This window comes from Rhodococcus sp. G6(2025) (assembly GCF_058628105.1).
Map to the genome: position 1 here is coordinate 2,493,067 of NZ_CP179750.1, position 17,307 is coordinate 2,510,373.

General features: G+C 67.5%; 16 protein-coding genes. All 16 read left to right on the forward strand.

What is annotated here, in order from left to right:
• Positions 1-113: 113 nt before the first annotated feature.
• The gene (locus ACLIVD_RS11300) at positions 114-1,745 is read left to right on the forward strand and encodes an amidohydrolase (protein WP_317568047.1); all 1,632 of its coding nucleotides are present in this window, start codon (positions 114-116) and stop codon (positions 1,743-1,745) included.
• Positions 1,742-3,145 carry a chloride channel protein gene (locus ACLIVD_RS11305; RefSeq protein ID WP_280781582.1) on the forward strand — a complete coding sequence of 468 codons (1,404 nt, stop codon included), beginning with the start codon at positions 1,742-1,744 and terminating at the stop codon, positions 3,143-3,145. The genes ACLIVD_RS11300 and ACLIVD_RS11305 overlap by 4 nt, the downstream gene beginning before the upstream one ends.
• 42 nt (positions 3,146-3,187) lie before the next feature.
• Entirely contained in the window at positions 3,188-4,087 is a 900-nt protein-coding gene (locus ACLIVD_RS11310) for a restriction endonuclease (protein WP_005253670.1), read from the forward strand.
• A gap of 166 nt (positions 4,088-4,253) precedes the next feature.
• Positions 4,254-5,462: a serine hydrolase domain-containing protein gene (locus tag ACLIVD_RS11315; protein WP_280781583.1), complete on the forward strand. Its 1,209-nt coding sequence runs from the start codon at positions 4,254-4,256 to the stop codon at positions 5,460-5,462.
• 106 nt (positions 5,463-5,568) lie between these two features.
• Positions 5,569-5,991 (forward strand): Rv3143 family two-component system response regulator, encoded by a 423-nt coding sequence (locus tag ACLIVD_RS11320; RefSeq protein WP_283352419.1) that lies wholly within the window; start codon positions 5,569-5,571, stop codon positions 5,989-5,991.
• Between the two features lie 218 nt (positions 5,992-6,209).
• Positions 6,210-6,569 carry an NADH-quinone oxidoreductase subunit A gene (locus ACLIVD_RS11325; protein WP_005239104.1) on the forward strand — a complete coding sequence of 120 codons (360 nt, stop codon included), beginning with the start codon at positions 6,210-6,212 and terminating at the stop codon, positions 6,567-6,569.
• 49 nt (positions 6,570-6,618) lie between these two features.
• The gene (locus ACLIVD_RS11330) at positions 6,619-7,173 is read left to right on the forward strand and encodes a NuoB/complex I 20 kDa subunit family protein (RefSeq protein ID WP_005239105.1); all 555 of its coding nucleotides are present in this window, start codon (positions 6,619-6,621) and stop codon (positions 7,171-7,173) included.
• Positions 7,174-7,311: 138 nt separating this feature from the next.
• A complete protein-coding gene (locus tag ACLIVD_RS11335; RefSeq protein ID WP_411194572.1) occupies positions 7,312-8,034 on the forward strand; it encodes an NADH-quinone oxidoreductase subunit C in 723 nt (240 codons plus the stop codon).
• Positions 8,034-9,350, forward strand: coding sequence for an NADH dehydrogenase (quinone) subunit D (gene nuoD / locus ACLIVD_RS11340; protein ID WP_491932485.1), 1,317 nt, complete (start codon positions 8,034-8,036; stop codon positions 9,348-9,350). The genes ACLIVD_RS11335 and nuoD overlap by 1 nt, the downstream gene beginning before the upstream one ends.
• 67 nt (positions 9,351-9,417) lie before the next feature.
• Positions 9,418-10,377, forward strand: a complete 960-nt coding sequence (gene nuoE / locus ACLIVD_RS11345) for an NADH-quinone oxidoreductase subunit NuoE (protein WP_491932486.1) — start codon at positions 9,418-9,420, stop codon at positions 10,375-10,377.
• A gap of 1 nt (position 10,378) precedes the next feature.
• Complete coding sequence (nuoF, locus tag ACLIVD_RS11350) at positions 10,379-11,677, forward strand: NADH-quinone oxidoreductase subunit NuoF (RefSeq protein WP_283352417.1); 1,299 nt, start codon at positions 10,379-10,381, stop codon at positions 11,675-11,677.
• Between the two features lie 76 nt (positions 11,678-11,753).
• Positions 11,754-14,219 (forward strand): NADH-quinone oxidoreductase subunit G, encoded by a 2,466-nt coding sequence (locus tag ACLIVD_RS11355; RefSeq protein ID WP_491932487.1) that lies wholly within the window; start codon positions 11,754-11,756, stop codon positions 14,217-14,219.
• Complete coding sequence (gene nuoH, locus ACLIVD_RS11360; RefSeq protein ID WP_283331322.1) at positions 14,216-15,568, forward strand: NADH-quinone oxidoreductase subunit NuoH; 1,353 nt, start codon at positions 14,216-14,218, stop codon at positions 15,566-15,568. Before ACLIVD_RS11355 ends, nuoH begins: the two co-directional genes overlap by 4 nt.
• Positions 15,561-16,127 (forward strand): NADH-quinone oxidoreductase subunit NuoI, encoded by a 567-nt coding sequence (nuoI, locus tag ACLIVD_RS11365; protein WP_164061114.1) that lies wholly within the window; start codon positions 15,561-15,563, stop codon positions 16,125-16,127. Before nuoH ends, nuoI begins: the two co-directional genes overlap by 8 nt.
• A gap of 31 nt (positions 16,128-16,158) precedes the next feature.
• A complete protein-coding gene (locus ACLIVD_RS11370) occupies positions 16,159-16,968 on the forward strand; it encodes an NADH-quinone oxidoreductase subunit J (protein WP_198602243.1) in 810 nt (269 codons plus the stop codon).
• Positions 16,965-17,264 carry an NADH-quinone oxidoreductase subunit NuoK gene (nuoK, locus tag ACLIVD_RS11375; protein WP_005239116.1) on the forward strand — a complete coding sequence of 100 codons (300 nt, stop codon included), beginning with the start codon at positions 16,965-16,967 and terminating at the stop codon, positions 17,262-17,264. The genes ACLIVD_RS11370 and nuoK overlap by 4 nt, the downstream gene beginning before the upstream one ends.
• The last annotated feature ends 43 nt before the right edge of the window (positions 17,265-17,307 follow it).

Sequence of the window (17,307 nt, forward strand, 5' to 3'; positions counted from 1 at the left end):
CGCACTATTCCTGCATACGGCCTGCTGTGTAGTTGTAATCTGAAGTCACAGTCGACACTCGCTGCCGGCGCGTGGGCTCTCGCCCACGCCCGGTCTGACGGGAGGGTGCACTGATGGGCACGAACGACGGAAAACCTGCCGATCTGGTGCTGTTCGGTGACGTGGTCACCATGAACGACGCCGCGCCACGCGCTCGGGCAGTCGCGGTGCGCGACGGGCGGATCGCCGCCGTCGGCAACGATTCCGCGGTGTTCCCGCTGATCGGACCGGCAACGATCACGGTCGACCTGCACCGCGCATGCATACTCCCGGGCTTCATCGAGGCGCACGGCCACCCGCTGAACTCCGCGGTGTTGCTCGGCGAACCGGTGGTGGACATCAGGCCGGTGACCATCGCCGATGCGGGGGAGGTGGTCGACGCCGTGCGCCGCGCCGTCGACGAACACCCCGACGGCGCCGTCCTCAACGGCTGGGATCCCCTGCTCCAGAAGGGACTGCCCGAACCGACCCGTGAATGGCTCAATTCGATCGCTCCCGACACGTCCCTGGTGATCCTGCACAACACCGGCCACGTGGCCTACTTCAACGACGTCGCCGCGCGGGATTCCGGATTGACCAAGGACACGCCGGACCCCGAGGGCGGTAGTTTCGGCCGCGACGAGTCGGGTGAACTGGACGGTTCGGCGTTCGAGGCGCCCGCGGTGATGGCGGTGGCCGCCACGATCCTCGCCGGCGCCAGCACCCGGCTCCCGGAGCTCCTCGCCGCGGAATGCGCGCGGATGAACGCGGCAGGGATCACCACCGCCAGTGAGATGGCGTTCGACCCACGCTTCCGTAGCGCCCTGACCGCGTTCGCGCGGTCCGGCGCTCTCACCACCCGGCTGCGGCTGTACGAGATGTCGAACCCGGAGCGCGCCACGGACGTGTCACCCGGAGTCGGAAACGACCTGCTGCGCCAGGTGGGCATCAAGATCTGGTCGGACGGCTCGCCGTGGGTGGGCAACGCCGCCACCAGCTTTCCGTACCTCGACACGGACGTCACCCGGTCGCTCGGCCTCGCCGGAACGCGTGGTGAGGCCAATTACACGACGGACGAGATTCTCGAGATCAGCAAGCCGTACTTCGAGAAAGGCTGGCAGATCTCCTGTCACGCCAACGGCGACGCCGCGGTCACCCTGGTACTCGACGCATGGGAGCGGATGCTGGCCGACTCCCCACGTGAAGATCACCGGCTCCGGCTCGAGCACGTCGGTGCGATGACCCCGGACCAGTTCCGCCGAGCGACCGAACTCGGCGTCACGTGCAGCATTTTCGTCGACCACCTCTACTACTGGGGCGACGTCCTCGTCGACGATCTGTTCGGTCCCGAGCGCGGAGCACGTTGGGCGGCTGCAGGTTCCGCGATCAAGGCGGGGCAGCGGATCTCGTTCCACAACGACGGCCCGGTCACCCCGACAAACCCGCTGCGCAACATCGCCGACGCCGTCACCCGCCGCACCCGGTCGGGACGTGTGCTCGCTCCCGAGGAACGGATCTCCGTCCCGGACGCCCTGCGGGCCGAGACGATCAACTCGGCGTGGCACCTCCGGAGTGAGGACGCCATCGGGGCGATCGTCCCCGGTATGCACGCCGATCTCGTCGTGTTGTCGGCCAATCCACTGCTGGTGGATCCCGACGACATCGCGGACCTCGAGGTGCTCGCCACGATCCTGGAGGGTCGGACGGTCTTCGGGAAGCTGGAGTGATCCGGGTGGCGCCCGGGTCGAGGGCTCTGCGGTCGATCGGGACGTCAGCCGGAAAGTGGATCCGGACTTCGGGTTACACCCGCAAATGGCTGGTTCTCGGCGTCGTGATCGGGATCGTCGCCGGGCTCGGAGCGGTCGTGTTCTACGTCGCGCTGAGGGAGGCGACGCAACTGCTGATCGTCGGCATCGGGGGCTACACCCCGCCCACTGCGGCGGGCGATGGTGGGGCGGTCGGCAGCCGGGAGTTCACGAGACCGTGGGCGATCCCGCTCGTGGTGTGCCTGGGTGGTCTGGTGTCGGGCATCATCGTGTTCACGCTGGCGCCGGAGGCCGAGGGGCACGGCACCGACGCGGCGATCGACGCCGTTCACCGGGACCCTCGGATGATCCGCGTCCGCGTCGTCCTCGTGAAGCTGGTCGCGTCCGCGATCACGATCGGGTCCGGCGGGTCCGGCGGTCGCGAGGGACCCACCGCGCAGATCTCGGCGGGTTTCGGATCGCTTCTCGCCCGCAGGCTGGACCTGTCCCCACGGGACGGTCGGATCGCCGTGGCGATCGGGATCGGCTCCGGCATCGGCGCGATCTTCGGGGCCCCGCTCGGCGGCGCGGTGTTGTGCTGCACGATTCCCTACAAGGAAGACTTCGATTTCGAGGTGCTCGTGCCGGCGCTGGTCACGTCGATCGTCAGCTACACCGTGTTCGGCAGCTTCCTCGGTTTCGGTCCACTGTTCGGGTATGCCGCTCAGGACTACGTCTTCGACAACCCGGTCCAGCTGGTGTGGTTCGCGCTCATCGGTGTGCTCGGCGGTCTGATCGGATTGCTGTACAGCGGGACGTTCTACACGGCCGTCGATCTCACCCACCGTCTGCCCGGCAGCCGGATCGTCAAACCGGCGGTCGGCGGGCTGCTCGTCGGGCTGATGGCGCTCGTGTTGCCGGAGGTGCTGGGCAGCGGTTACGGCTGGATCCAGCAGTCGATGGCCCGCGGCGACCTCACGGCCATCCCGTTGTGGGTGGTGCTGCTCCTGCCGTTCGCGAAGATCCTCGCGACGTCGCTGTCCATCGGCTCGGGGGGATCGGGCGGCATCTTCGGCCCGGGAATGGTGATCGGGGCGTTCACCGGCGCCGCGGTGTGGCGACTGCTGGAACCGATCGCCCCGGGCGTCCCCGACAATCCGGCGCCCTTCGTCATCGTCGGAATGATGGCCTGCTTCGGGAGCATCGCCCGCGCGCCGCTCGCGGTGATGCTGATGGTCGCGGAGATGACGGGAAGCGTCGGTGTGCTGGTGCCGGGGATGATCGCCGTCGGCCTCGCCTATCTCATCGTGCGCCGATCCGGGAAGACGATCTACCGGGCGCAGCTCGAGAACCGCGCGGAGGCTCGGCTCGCCCCGGGATGATCGGATCGGGGTCCGTGTGTGGAGGGCCGGGTGGATTCCGGCATGCTTGTGGCCATGACTGTTCACGTTCCTCAGTACGTCGACCTCCTCTGGCCAGCGCTTCAGGCTGCCATTGCTCTCGGTGGTTCGGCGTCCAACGAGGAACTCGACAGCGCCGTCGTTGAGCGAGAAGGACTTTCGTCCGACGTGCAGGGGGTGCTGCACGGTGACGGTCCGAGCACCGAGATCGAGTACCGCTTGGCGTGGGCCCGCACCTACCTCAAGGGGATGGGTCTGCTCACGAACAGCCGGCGCGGGGTGTGGAGCGTGACGGAGAAGGGCCGCGAGGTCGCCGAGAGCGAGATCCGCCCCCTGCACGCCGAGTTCTCCGCCGAGAACCGCAAGAAGAATGCTGCCCGCAAATCGGCGAAGGCGGCGTCCCGACGCAACGACGAACCGGATGCCAACATCGCCGAGGCCGAGAACGACGCCGACTGGAAGGACCTCCTGCTCGACACGGTCCTGAAGATGTCGCCGCCCGCGTTCGAGCGGCTGACCCAGCGGTTGCTGCGGGAGGCCGGGTTCTCGAGCGCATCCGTCACCGGTCGCGGCGGCGACGGGGACATCGAGGGACTCGGCGTGTACCAGTTGTCGCTGCTCAGTTTCCCCGTGTTCTTCCAGTGCAAGCGCTACAGCGGCAGCGTCGGGGCGGGTGCGGTGCGCGATTTCCGCGGCGCGATGGCGGGCCGCGGCGAGAAGGGCCTGCTCATCACCACCGGAACCTTCACCGGTGACGCCCGCACGGAGTCCAAGAGGGACGGTGCGCCGCCGATCGACCTCATCGACGGCGACCGGCTGTGCGACCTGTTGAAGGAGCATTCACTGGGTGTCCAGACCACCACGCGTCTCGTCGAGGACGTCGAGGTCAGGTCCGATTATTTCCACTCGCTGGAGCCGAAATGACGAGCGCCGGGTCACCTACCCGGCGCCCGGACACTCTTTCCCGTTGCGGTATGGCCACGAAGCGATCACGCAGGCCCTGAAGCGGTGCCGACAGCGTCTTCTCGTGTGTAAAGAGGAGGTTAAATACACATGTCGCTGACGTGAAAGACGATCGAGGGAAGTCGTAATGACGACCACGGCGCCGTGGCCGTTGAAGGGCCACAGGGCACGGCCGCCCGCCGGGATGCTCGCGGACCGTCGCTTCGGGATGCTCGTCGACCAGTTCTTCCGACTTTTCCACGACAGCAGCCAGGGCGGCGGCGCGCTGGCCGTCTATCTCCACGGTGAACCGGTCGTCGACGTGTGGGCAGGATGGGCCAGCCGCGACACGTTCTGGCAGGACGACACCGTCACCCTCACGTTCTCCACCGGCAAGGGTGTCGCGTCCACCGTGCTGCACCGTCTCGCGGGACGCGGGATCGTCGACTACGACACGCCGGTGGCGCAGTACTGGCCCGAGTTCGCCGCCGAGGGCAAGGACGAGATCACGGTGCGCGAACTGCTGTCGCATCGCGCCGGGCTGCACCGGGTACGCGGGCTCGTGCCCGGACCGCTGAGTCTGATGGACCATTCCCTGGTCAGCGCCGCACTGGCCGCGGCAACCCCGGATCAGCGGCGGCTGAAGGTCCCCGGCTATCACGCGGTGACGTTCGGTTCGCTCGTCGCCGAACTGACGTCCCGCGCGGCCGGGAAACCCTTCACGGAACTGGTCCGCACCGAGGTCGCCGAACCGCTCGGGGTGAAGGAGTTCTGGTACGAGGTGCCGCCGGCCGAGCGTGCCCGGATCGCGAGGACCTTCCCGCACATCAACCCGTTCGGCGTTCCGTGGGGTGCCACGTCGTTCGCGATGTCGCGGCTGCCCGGTCTGCGCAACGTGGCCGACGCCGGCATGCCCGCCGGATTCGATGCCCTCGTCCGCAACCCCGCGATCCACGACAGCGTGATGCCCGGGTGGAACGGCGTGTTCAGCGCCCGCGCGCTGGCGCGGATGTACGGGGCGCTGGCGAACGGCGGAACCGTCGGCGGTGGGGAGTTCCTCCCACCGGACGTCGTGGCGCAGCTGAGTCAGGTGCAGACGACGGCCCGCGACTACGTCCTGGGCATTCCGATGAACTGGCGGCTCGGCTACCACGCGGGGATGGTGGCACGCCGCAGGCAGCCGTCGAATACTTTCGGGCACTACGGGTTGGGTGGGTCGGGTGCGTTCGCCGACGCCGACTCCGGGCTGTCGATCGCCTTCGTCACCAACCGGCTCGGCAACATGCTGACCCCCATCGCAGATCTCCGCCTGCCGAAGCTCGGCTCGACGGCGCTCGCCATCGCCGAGAAGCTGTAGCCGGGCGGCTCGCGCCGCCGGTGGAACCAATTCGATGTCGACGCGCCGTTTTTCGATCGACGCGAGCCGCCGGTCTGGAGGGCGGGGTACCGGTAGCATCGGGTCCGTGACCGACGCGACCGCCCACACCAGCCGTCCTGATCGGTTGCGTGTCCTCGTCTACAGCGACGATGCGAACACCCGCCAGAAGGTCGTTCTGGCGCTGGGGACGCGTCCGCACCCCGACCTTCCGGAGTTGGAGTACGTCGAGGTGGCGACCGCAGCCGTGGTGATCCGGCAGATGGATGCCGGCGGTATCGACCTTGCCGTCCTCGATGGGGAAGCGGTGCCCGCGGGCGGGATGGGGATCGCGAAGCAGTTGAAGGACGAGATCGACGACTGCCCCCCGATCCTGGTCCTGACCGGCCGCCCGGACGACGCCTGGCTGGCCACCTGGTCGCGGGCCGAGGCCGCGGTGCCGCACCCGCTCGACCCGATCCGGTTGTCCGAAGCGGTCATAGCGCTGCTGCGCACCCGCCTCTCAGCTTAGGCTCGCCTGACTCCGTTTCCCGCCGCGTGAAGGTGCATCGAGCGCCTGTGCCGCAGGGGTTTTCCGTGCTTCGAGATCGCCTGGAACTCGCACGGTCAAATCGACCGGGCTCGACGACTTCCCTTGTACGCTGTGGCATAACTCACAAGAGCGTAGCTTCGGAAACGACCGTCCGGGAATCGGGCGGACAGGCTCGGGAAGAGGGGAGCTGAGACGGCGTGAATGTCTATGTGCCGATCCTCGTGCTCGGGGCGATTGCGGTCGCGTTCGCGGTCTTCTCCGTGATCGTGGCGAGGATCGTCGGTCCGAGGCGCTACAACCGTGCCAAGCTCGACGCCTACGAGTGCGGCATCGAGCCGACACTCTCGCCTCTGGGTGCCGGCCGCATCCCGGTGAAGTATTACCTGACGGCCATGCTCTTCATCATTTTCGACATCGAGATCGTGTTCCTCTATCCGTGGGCAGTTCACTTCGATGCTCTCGGCTTCTTCGGTCTCGGGGCCATGGCCCTGTTCATCTTCAACGTCTCCGTCGCCTACGCGTACGAGTGGCGGCGTGGCGGTCTCAGTTGGGACTGATCGGTCCCGTCAGCGATCCAAAAGCTAAGTCGGAAGAGAAGAGTCGGATATGGGCATCGAGGAGAAGCTGCCGAGCGGCTTCCTGCTGACCACGGTCGAGGGGCTCGCGGGTTATGTCCGCAAGGGCTCGCTGTGGCCGGCGAGTTTCGGGCTCGCCTGCTGCGCGATCGAGATGATGGCCACCGCAGGCGGACGCTTCGACATCGCCCGTTTCGGCATGGAGGCGTTCCGGGCGTCGCCGCGGCAGGCGGACCTGATGATCGTGGCGGGCCGGGTGAGCCAGAAGATGGCGCCGGTGCTGCGGCAGATCTACGACCAGATGGTGGAGCCGAAGTGGGTGCTGGCGATGGGCGTCTGCGCGTCGTCGGGCGGCATGTTCAACAACTACGCGATCGTGCAGGGCGTCGACCACATCGTGCCGGTGGACATCTATCTGCCGGGGTGCCCGCCGCGGCCGGAGATGTTGCTGAACGCGATCCTCACCTTGCACGAGAAGATCCAGCAGATGCCGCTCGGCGTTCATCGCGAGGAGGTGGCGCGGGCGGCGGAGCAGGCGGCGCTGGCCGCCACCCCCACCATCCAGATGAAGGGCCTGCTGAGATGACCGGCGCGGAAACGAGGGAGCGAAGCGAGCCGAGCGGTTGGAGGCGGGGCCGTGCGGTGGTGTCGAGGGAGCGAAGCGAACCGAGCAGAAGGTGCCGGGGCCGTGCGGTCTGGACTGAGGAGCGAGGGAGCGTAGCGAGTGAGTGACGAGGGAAGACCGCACGACCAAGCCCCGGCACCCGCGAGCAAAGCGAGCCATGTCCCAGAACAGATCGGTGTGCGCAAGGGACTGTTCGGGGTGCGGGGTAGTGGGGATACGTCGGGGTATGGGCGGTTGGTGCGTCCGGTGTTGTTGCCGGGGAGTACGCCGCGGCCGTATGGCGGGTATTTCGACGAGGTCGCGGATGGGCTGGGGGCGGCGTTGGCGGACTCGGGTGTGGGTTTCGAGGTGGCGATCGAGTCGGTTGTGGTGTTTCGGGGTGAGGTGACGTTCGGTGTGCGGCGGGAGTTTTTGCCGTTGGTGGCGCGGGCATTGCGTGATGAGCCGGATCTGCGGTTCGAGATGTGTCTGGGTGTGAATGGTGTGCATTTCCCGCAGGATGCGGGCCGGGAGTTGCATGCGGTGTATCCGTTGTTGTCGATCACGCACAATCGTCGGATTCGTTTGGAGGTGGCGGCACCGGATGCGGATCCGCACATCCCGTCGTTGTACGAGGTGTATCCGACGAATGATTGGCACGAGCGGGAGACGTACGACTTCTTCGGGATCGTGTTCGATGGTCATCCGTCGTTGACCCGGATCGAGATGCCGGATGACTGGCCGGGTCATCCGCAGCGGAAGGACTATCCGCTCGGCGGCATTCCCGTCGAGTACAAGGGCGCGGAGATCGCGCCGCCGGACGAGCGGCGGGGGTACAACTGATGAGCGAGGACACGGTTTTCACTGTCGCCGGTCAGGACTGGGACGAGGTCGTCGATGCGGTGAAGGCGTCGTCGGGTGATGCGGGTTCGGAGGGCGCCGAGGAGCGGATCGTCGTCAATATGGGTCCGCAGCATCCGTCGACGCATGGGGTGTTGCGGCTCATCTTGGAGATCGAGGGTGAGACGGTCACGGAGGCCCGGTGCGGTATCGGTTATCTGCATACGGGGATCGAGAAGAACCTCGAGTACCGGACGTGGACGCAGGGCGTGACGTTCGTGACGCGGATGGATTACCTGTCGCCGTTCTTCAACGAGACGGCGTATTGCCTCGGTGTGGAGAAGTTGCTGGACATCACGGATGAGGTGCCGGAGCGGGCGAGTGTCATCCGGGTGATGTTGATGGAGCTCAACCGCATCTCCTCGCATCTGGTGGCGTTGGCCACGGGTGGTATGGAGTTGGGGGCGGTCACGGCGATGTTGTTCGGTTTCCGGGAACGTGAGCTGGTTCTGGACGTGTTCGAGATGATCACGGGTCTCCGCATGAATCATGCGTATATCCGGCCGGGCGGGTTGTCGCAGGATCTGCCGGAGGGTGCGGTGGAGAAGGTGCGCGAGTTGCTCGCGTTGATGCCGGAACGGCTGCGAGACATGGAGAATCTGCTCAACGACAACCGCATCTGGAAGGGGCGTACTCAGGGTATCGGGTATCTCGATCTCACGGGGTGCATGGCGCTCGGTATCACGGGTCCGATGCTGCGGGCGACGGGTCTGCCGCACGATCTGCGGAGGTCGCAGCCGTATTGCGGTTACGAGAATTACGAGTTCGACGTCAGTACCGATACGGGGTGTGACGCGTACGGCCGCTATTTGATCCGGGTCGACGAGATGAAGGAGTCGCTGAAGATCGTCGAGCAGTGCCTCGACAAGTTGCGACCGGGCCCGATCATGGTGGAGGACAAGAAGATCGCGTGGCCGGCGGATCTGACGTTGGGTCCCGACGGTCTGGGTAATTCGCCCGGGCACGTCCGCGAGATCATGGACTCTTCTATGGAGTCGCTGATTCATCACTTCAAGTTGGTGACGGAGGGTTTCCGGGTGCCGCCGGGGCAGGTGTATGTGGCGGTGGAGTCGCCGCGGGGTGAGCTCGGTGTGCACATGGTGAGCGACGGCGGCACCCGCCCGTTCCGGGTGCATTTCCGGGATCCGTCGTTCACGAACCTGCAGTCGGTGGCGGCTACGTGTGAGGGCGGCATGGTTGCGGATGTCATTGCGGCGGTTGCGAGCATCGATCCGGTGATGGGGGGCGTGGACCGATGAGGCCCCTGCCAAGGAGCTCGGTGGGTGGGCCGTGTGGTCTGGATCGAGGAGCGAGGGAGCGCAGCGAGTGAGTATCGAGGGAAGAGCGCACGACCAAGCCCAGGGACCCGCGAGCGTAGCGAGCCGAAGCGCACAAGTCTTCATCGAGTTCGGACCCCGGCCGGAGGAGAACGGGCTGTTGGTGCGGCCGGGTGCGCGTGAGGAGTATCCGCCGGAGGTCGGTGCGCGGCTGGACGCCGATGCCGACGTCGTCATCGGGCGTTACCCGAATTCGCGGTCCGCGCTGCTGCCGCTGCTGCATCTGGTGCAGGCGGAGGACGGGTGTATAACGCCGGCGGGGATCGAGTTCTGTGCCGGCCGGCTCGGGTTGACCGGCGCGGAGGTGGCTGCGGTGGCGACCTTCTATTCGATGTACCGGCGCGACCCGACGGGCGACTACTACGTCGGAGTGTGCACCAACACGTTGTGCGCGATCATGGGCGGCGAGGCGATCCTCGCCGCGCTGGAGGAGCATCTCGACCTGCCGCACGGTGGCACGTCCGAGGACGGCAAGGTGACGCTGGAGCACATCGAGTGCAATGCGGCGTGCGATTACGCCCCGGTGGTGATGGTCAACTGGGAGTTCTTCGACAATCAGACCCCGGAGTCGGCTCGATCACTCGTCGATTCCCTGCGTTCGGGGGAGCGGGTGTCGCCGAGCCGCGGTGCGGCGCTGTGCACGTTCCGGGAGACGGCCCGCATTCTCGCCGGGTTCCCCGACGAGCGTCCCGGCGCGTCGGCAGAGGGCGGCACCGCGGGCGACGCCACACTGGCCGGCCTGCGTGTGGCGCACGAACGGGGCATGACGGCGCCGGATCCGGCGGAGACGTCGCTGATCCCGGAGCCGTCGTCGCGGAACACCGAGCCGGTGGCGGCGGAATCGGCGAAGGACCAGCCGGCGCCTGCCCCGTCCGCGACGGTGCCTGCGGAGCGGTCCACCTCGGAGACGGATCCGGCGGCCACCGACCCGGGTCGAAAGGGAGACTGACATGCCGCTGACCCCTGTCCTGAGCCGCTACTGGGACGAGCCCGAGTCGTGGACCCTCGACACGTACCGTCGCCACGACGGGTACGAGGGCCTGCAGAAGGCGCTGCGCATGGACCCGGACGAGGTCATCTCGACCGTCAAGGAGGCCGGACTGCGGGGTCGTGGTGGTGCCGGGTTCCCGACCGGGATGAAATGGTCGTTCATCCCGCAGGGCGACGACAAGCCGCACTACCTCGTGGTCAACGCCGACGAGTCGGAACCCGGCACCTGCAAGGACATGCCGCTCATGCTGGCGACGCCGCACGCGCTCGTCGAGGGCGTCATCATCGCGGCGTACGCGATCCGCGCAGGGCATGCCTTCATTTATGTGCGCGGTGAGGTGGTGCCGGTGCTGCGCCGGCTGCAGGCCGCGGTCGCGGAGGCGTATGCGGCGGGCTACCTCGGCACGAACATCCTGGGCAGCGGTTTCGACCTCGAACTGGTCGTGCACGCGGGTGCGGGGGCGTACATCTGCGGGGAGGAGACGGCGCTGCTCGATTCGCTGGAGGGTCGCCGCGGTCAGCCTCGGTTGCGTCCGCCGTTCCCCGCGGTGGCCGGTCTCTACGCGTCACCGACCGTCGTCAACAACGTCGAGTCGATTGCGAGCGTCCCGCCGATCATCGTGAACGGCATCGAGTGGTTCCGGTCGATGGGCAGCGAGAAGTCGCCCGGCTTCACCCTGTATTCCCTGTCCGGGCACGTGGCGAAGCCCGGACAGTACGAGGCCCCGCTCGGAATCACCCTGCGGGAGTTGCTCGAGTACGCGGGTGGAGTCCGCGCCGGGCACCGGTTGAAGTTCTGGACTCCGGGCGGTTCCTCGACACCGATCTTCACCGACGAGCACCTCGACGTCGCCCTCGACTACGAGGGTGTGGGGGCCGCCGGGTCGATGTTGGGCACCAAGGCTTTGCAGATCTTCGACGAGACCACGTGCGTGGTGCGTGCCGTGCTGCGCTGGACCGAGTTTTATGCGCACGAGTCTTGTGGCAAGTGCACGCCCTGCCGGGAAGGCACCTATTGGCTGGTGCAGATCCTGGAGCGGCTCGAGCGAGGGGAGGGGACCGACGCCGATCTGGAGAAGCTGCTCGACATCGCCGACAACATTCTCGGCAAGTCGTTCTGCGCTCTCGGTGACGGTGCGGCCAGCCCGATCATGTCTTCCATCAAGTACTTCCGCGACGAGTACCTCGCACACTTCGAGCAGGGCGGCTGCCCGTTCGACCCGCATCAGTCCACGCTCATGGCGGGAGTACATGCATGAAGCCAGCGAGCGTAGCGAGCGATGTTACGGCGCGGAGGCCGCGCGTTCTGGACCGAGGAGCGAGGGAGCGCAGCGAATGAGCGACGAGGGAAGGGCGGGCGTGAAAGCCCCCGTGCCCGCGAGCGGAGCGAGCCCTGACGCAGTGAGCGTTGTCATCGACGGTGTCGAGGTCAGTGTTCCCAAGGGCACGTTGGTGATTCGTGCCGCGGAGATGATCGGCATTCAGATCCCGCGGTTCTGCGACCACCCGCTGCTCGATCCGGTCGGCGCCTGCCGTCAGTGCCTCGTCGACGTGGAGGGGCAGCGCAAGCCGCTCGCTTCCTGCACCACGACCGTCACCGACGGCATGGTCGTCCACACCCAGCTCACGTCGCCCGTCGCCGACAAGGCGCAGAAGGGTGTGATGGAGTTGCTGCTGATCAACCATCCCCTGGACTGCCCGGTGTGCGACAAGGGCGGCGAATGCCCGCTGCAGAATCAGGCGATGTCCAACGGGCGCGCGGAGTCGCGCTTCGGGGAGGTCAAACGCACGTTTCCCAAACCGATTCCGCTGTCCACGGAGGTCCTGCTGGACCGCGAGCGGTGTGTGTTGTGCGCGCGGTGTACCCGGTTCTCGCAGCAGGTCGCCGGCGACCCGTTCATCGAACTCATGGAACGGGGCGCGCTGCAGCAGGTCGGGATCTACGCGAAGGAACCGTTCGAGTCGTACTTCTCCGGCAACACCGTCCAGATCTGCCCGGTGGGTGCGCTGACGGGTTCGGCGTACCGGTTCCGGGCCCGCCCGTTCGACCTGGTCTCCAGCCCCAGCGTCTGCGAGCACTGCGCGAGCGGGTGCGCCCAGCGCACCGATCACCGGCGGGGGAAGGTGCTGCGCCGGTTGGCGGGCGACGATCCCGAGGTCAACGAGGAGTGGAATTGCGACAAGGGGCGGTGGGCGTTCGCCTACGCCACCGAGCGCGACCGGATCACCGCCCCGTTGGTCCGCGGCGACGACGGCACGCTGGCACCCGCCTCCTGGTCCGAGGCCCTGGCCGTCGCGGCGCGGGGATTGGCCGCCGCGCGGGGCAACGCGGGTGTTCTGGTCGGGGGCCGGTCGACATGGGAGGACGCCTACGCCTACGCGAAGTTCGCGCGAACAGCGCTCGGCACCAACGACATCGACTTCCGCAGTCGCGCGCACTCCGGCGAGGAGGCCGAGTTCCTGGCCGCCCGGGTGGCGGGGCAGCGACTCGCGGTCACATACGACGATCTCGACGCCGCTCCGGTCGTCCTTCTCGCCGCGTTCGAGCCGGAGGAGGAATCACCGATCGTCTTCCTCCGCCTGCGCAAGGCCGCGCGGGCGAAGGCCGTTCCGGTCTACTCGATCGCGCCGTACACATCCCGTGGCCTGGAGAAGACGTCCGGTCGGCTGCTCCGGTCCGCGCCGAATGCGGAGGCGGAGGTCCTCGACGGACTCCGCACGGGTGATCTGGACTCCGGTGTCACCGAGCTGCTGCGCAGGCCGGGTGCGGTCATCGTGGTCGGGGAACGACTCGCCGGGGTGCCGGGGGCCCTGTCTGCAGCGGTCCGGCTGGCCGACGAGACCGGGGCCCGGCTGGCCTGGGTGCCGCGACGGGCCGGCGAACGCGGTGCGCTCGAGGCGGGCGCGCTGCCCGGACTGCTCCCGGGTGGCAGACCGGTGGACGATCCGGAGGCGCGGCGCCAGGTCGCGTCGGTGTGGAACGTCGCAGATCTGCCGGAGACGGCAGGCCGGGATACCGCGGGCATCCTCGCCGCGGCCGAGGCGAAGACGCTGGGGGCGCTCCTGATCGGCGGTGTCGAGGCCGACGATCTCCCCGACCCGCAGGCCGCGTTGGCCGCCGTCGAGGCGGCAGGTTTCGTGGTGAGCCTGGAACTGCGGCACAGTGCGATCAGCGAGCGCGCGGACGTGGTGTTCCCCATCGCACCGGTCATGGAGAAGCCGGGCACCTTCCTCGACTGGGAAGGGCGCGCACGCGATTTCGACGCCGCCCTCCGCGCCACCGGGTCGATGCCCGATCAGCGAGTCCTCCACGCGATCGCCGGCGAAATGGGTGTTCCGCTGGGTCTTCCGGACGCCGCGACCGCACGGCGCGAACTGGAGAGGCTCGGCGCCTGGGATGGTGACTTCCCGGATCCGCCCGGCCACCCGCACCCGCCGCGGCGGGAACCCGGGCCGGGGGAGGCGGTGCTCGCCACCTGGCGGATGCTGCTCGACTCGGGACGACTGCAGGACGGGGAACCGCACCTGGCGGGCACTGCCCGGACGCCGGTCGTGCGGGTGTCCGCGGCCTCGGCGGCCGAGTCGGGTGCCGGTGACGGAGATCCGGTCACCGTGACGACGGAACGGGGCGCCGTCACCCTGCCGTTGGTGATCACCGACATGCCTGATCGAGTGGTGTGGCTGCCGCTCAACTCGCCCGGATCCGCTGTCTACCCGCAACTGGCTGCCCGGGCGGGGGACGTCGTGAACGTCCGCCGGGCGGCCGGCACCAACGGGATGGTTCCGGGAGGTCCGCTGTGACGATCGAGGGCGTCTACCCCGACCCGGCGCTGTTCGGGCACGACCCGTGGTGGCTGGTGCTCGGCAAGGCCCTGGCCATCTTCGTGTTCCTCGTCCTCACCCCGCTTCTGACGATCCTGGCCGAACGCAAGGTCATGGCGTGGATGCAGATGCGCGTCGGCCCGAACCGGGTGGGCCCGCGGGGAATGTTGCAGAGTCTCGCCGACGGCATCAAGCTCGCGCTGAAGGAGGGGATCGTCCCGAAGGGTGTGGACAAGCCGATCTACATCCTGGCGCCGGTCATCGCCGCGGTACCTGCGTTCATGGCGTTCGCCGTGATCCCGTTCGGCCCGGCGGTGTCGATCTTCGGGCACTACACGCCACTACAGCTGACGGACCTCCCGGTGGCCGTCCTCTACGTCCTCGCGGCCACGTCGATCGGCGTCTACGGCATCGTCCTCGCCGGCTGGGCGTCCGGCTCCACGTACCCGTTGCTGGGAGGGCTGCGCTCGACGGCGCAGGTGATCTCGTACGAGATCGCGATGGCGTTGTCGTTCGCGGCCGTCTTCCTGGACGCCGGAACGATGTCAACGTCGGGCATCGTCGCCGCCCAGGAACACACCTGGTACGTCTTCCTGCTGCTGCCGTCGTTCCTCATCTACGTCACGTCGATGGTCGGCGAGACCAATCGGGCGCCGTTCGACCTGCCCGAGGCCGAAGGCGAACTGGTCGGCGGGTTCCACACCGAGTACTCCTCGCTGAGCTTCGCGATGTTCATGCTCGCCGAGTACGTGAACATGGTGACGGTCTCGGCGCTCGCCACCACGCTGTTCCTCGGCGGCTGGCACGCCCCGTTCCCGCTGAGCCTGTGGGACGGCGCGAATTCCGGGTGGTGGCCGGTGCTGTGGTTCACGCTGAAGGTCTGGGGCTTCCTGTTCGTGTTCGTCTGGCTGCGCGCCACGCTGCCCAGGCTGCGGTACGACCAATTCATGGGTCTCGGCTGGAAGATCCTCATCCCGATCTCGCTGGTGTGGGTCATGATCGTCGCCACCGTCCGGGCCTTCCGCAACGAGGGGTACGACGCCCGGACGATCGCGCTCGTCGTCGCGGGCCTCGTCGTGGCCCTCGTCGTGGTGGTGCTGTTGTGGAAGCGGCTGCGCCCGGGCCCCGTTCGCGCAGCCGAGAAGCCGGTCGAGCCGCGCGGACGCGCCGAACTGTCCCCGGAGACACTCGAACCGTTCGATCCCATGGCCGGTGGATACCCGGTTCCTCCGATGCCGGGTCAGACGCTCCCTGCGTTCCGGCGCACGCCCGTCTCCGTCACCGGCGCGCACTCCACCGGATCGACCCAGGAGAACAGCGATGACTAAATTCCTCGGCCCCATAGCGGGTTTCGGCGTGACCTTCTCGACGATGTTCAAGAAATCGAACACCGAGTTCTACCCGGAGGAGAAGGTGCCGACGGCGGCCCGCTACCACGGCAGGCACCAGCTCAACCGTTACGCGGACGGGTTGGAGAAGTGCATCGGGTGCGAACTGTGTGCCTGGGCGTGCCCCGCCGACGCCATCTACGTGGAGGGCGCCGACAACACGGACGAGGAACGCTTCTCGCCCGGCGAGCGGTACGGCCAGGTGTATCAGATCAACTACCTGCGCTGTATCGGGTGCGGGCTGTGCATCGAGGCGTGCCCGACGCGGGCGCTGACCATGACCAACGAGTACGAGATGGCCGACGACAACCGGGCCGGCCTGATCTACGAGAAGGATCGGCTGCTGGCCCCGCTCGAGCCCGGCATGGTCGAGTCGCCGCACCCGATGGCCCCGGGCACCACCGCCGAGGACTATTACCGCGGCACGGTGACCGGGGGAGCGGCGGCTGCGGCTCAGGACGAGTCCGAGGTCGAGGACACGGCGGGGGACAGGCCGTGATCGCGGGAGGAGAGCCGACGTGGTGAACACGATGCCGTCCGCGGTCCAACTGGTCGCGGAACCCTTCACCCAGACCTCGACGGGCGAGGGTGTGCAGTTCTGGGTCCTCGCGACCGTGGCGGTGATCGGCGCGCTCGGGGTGGTCAGCGCAACCAAGGCCGTCTACTCGGCGATCTTCCTCGCGACGACCATGATCATCCTGGCCGTGTTCTACATCGCCCAGGGCGCGCTCTTCCTCGGTGTCGTACAGATCGTGGTGTATACCGGGGCGGTCATGATGCTGTTCCTGTTCGTGCTCATGCTCATCGGTGTCGATTCCTCCGAATCCCTCGTCGAGAACCTCCGCGGTCAGCGGGTGGCCGCGATCGCGGCGGGGCTGGGATTCGGACTCCTGCTGATCGGCGGCATCGGCAGTGCGTCCGTCTCCGCGTTCACCGGTCTCGATCAGGCCAACGCGGGAGGCAACGTCGAGGGGCTGGCCGAACTCGTGTTCGTCCGGTACGTGTGGGCTTTCGAACTCACCGGCGCGTTGCTGATCACCGCGACCATCGGTGCGATGGTGCTGGCCCACCGGGAGCGTTTCGAGCGGCGGAAGGACCAGCGCGAGCTGTCCCAGGACCGCGTCCGCGAGGGGGCCCGGGTCACACCGCTGCCCAGTCCGGGTGTGTACGCGCGGCACAACGCGGTCGACATACCGGCGTTGCTGCCCGACGGCACATTCTCCGAGCTGTCCGTCAGCCGATCGCTCGAACGGCGGCCGAGCCTGCCCGCGCGGGCGCTGGGCACCGCGGACGTCGCGACTCCCGAACCCGGTGCGACAGACGAGGAGGGTCGGCGATGAACCCCGAGAACTATCTGTACCTGTCGGCGTTGCTGTTCACGATCGGTGCGGCCGGGGTGCTGATCCGGCGCAACGCGATCATCGTGTTCATGTGCATCGAACTGATGCTCAACGCCTCGAATCTGGCGTTCGTGACGTTCGCCCGGATGCACGGCAACCTCGACGGTCAGGTCTTCGCGTTCTTCACGATGGTCGTCGCGGCCGCTGAGGTCGTGGTCGGTCTGGCGATCATCATGACCATATTCCGTTCCCGCCGTTCGGCTTCCGTCGACGACGCCAACCTCCTCAAGAACTGACGGGTCCCCGATGACGCACATCCTCGAGAAGGTGACTTTGCCC

Coding starts and splice junctions, on each gene's coding strand:
- ACLIVD_RS11330 (WP_005239105.1), top strand. CDS start 6,619: ATGGGCATCGAGGAGAAGCTGCCGAGCGGCTTCCTGCTGACCACGGTC.
- ACLIVD_RS11315 (WP_280781583.1), top strand. CDS start 4,254: ATGACGACCACGGCGCCGTGGCCGTTGAAGGGCCACAGGGCACGGCCG.
- ACLIVD_RS11355 (WP_491932487.1), top strand. CDS start 11,754: ATGAGCGACGAGGGAAGGGCGGGCGTGAAAGCCCCCGTGCCCGCGAGC.
- nuoF (WP_283352417.1), top strand. CDS start 10,379: ATGCCGCTGACCCCTGTCCTGAGCCGCTACTGGGACGAGCCCGAGTCG.
- ACLIVD_RS11300 (WP_317568047.1), top strand. CDS start 114: ATGGGCACGAACGACGGAAAACCTGCCGATCTGGTGCTGTTCGGTGAC.
- nuoD (WP_491932485.1), top strand. CDS start 8,034: ATGAGCGAGGACACGGTTTTCACTGTCGCCGGTCAGGACTGGGACGAG.
- ACLIVD_RS11370 (WP_198602243.1), top strand. CDS start 16,159: ATGCCGTCCGCGGTCCAACTGGTCGCGGAACCCTTCACCCAGACCTCG.
- nuoK (WP_005239116.1), top strand. CDS start 16,965: ATGAACCCCGAGAACTATCTGTACCTGTCGGCGTTGCTGTTCACGATC.
- ACLIVD_RS11310 (WP_005253670.1), top strand. CDS start 3,188: ATGCTTGTGGCCATGACTGTTCACGTTCCTCAGTACGTCGACCTCCTC.
- nuoI (WP_164061114.1), top strand. CDS start 15,561: ATGACTAAATTCCTCGGCCCCATAGCGGGTTTCGGCGTGACCTTCTCG.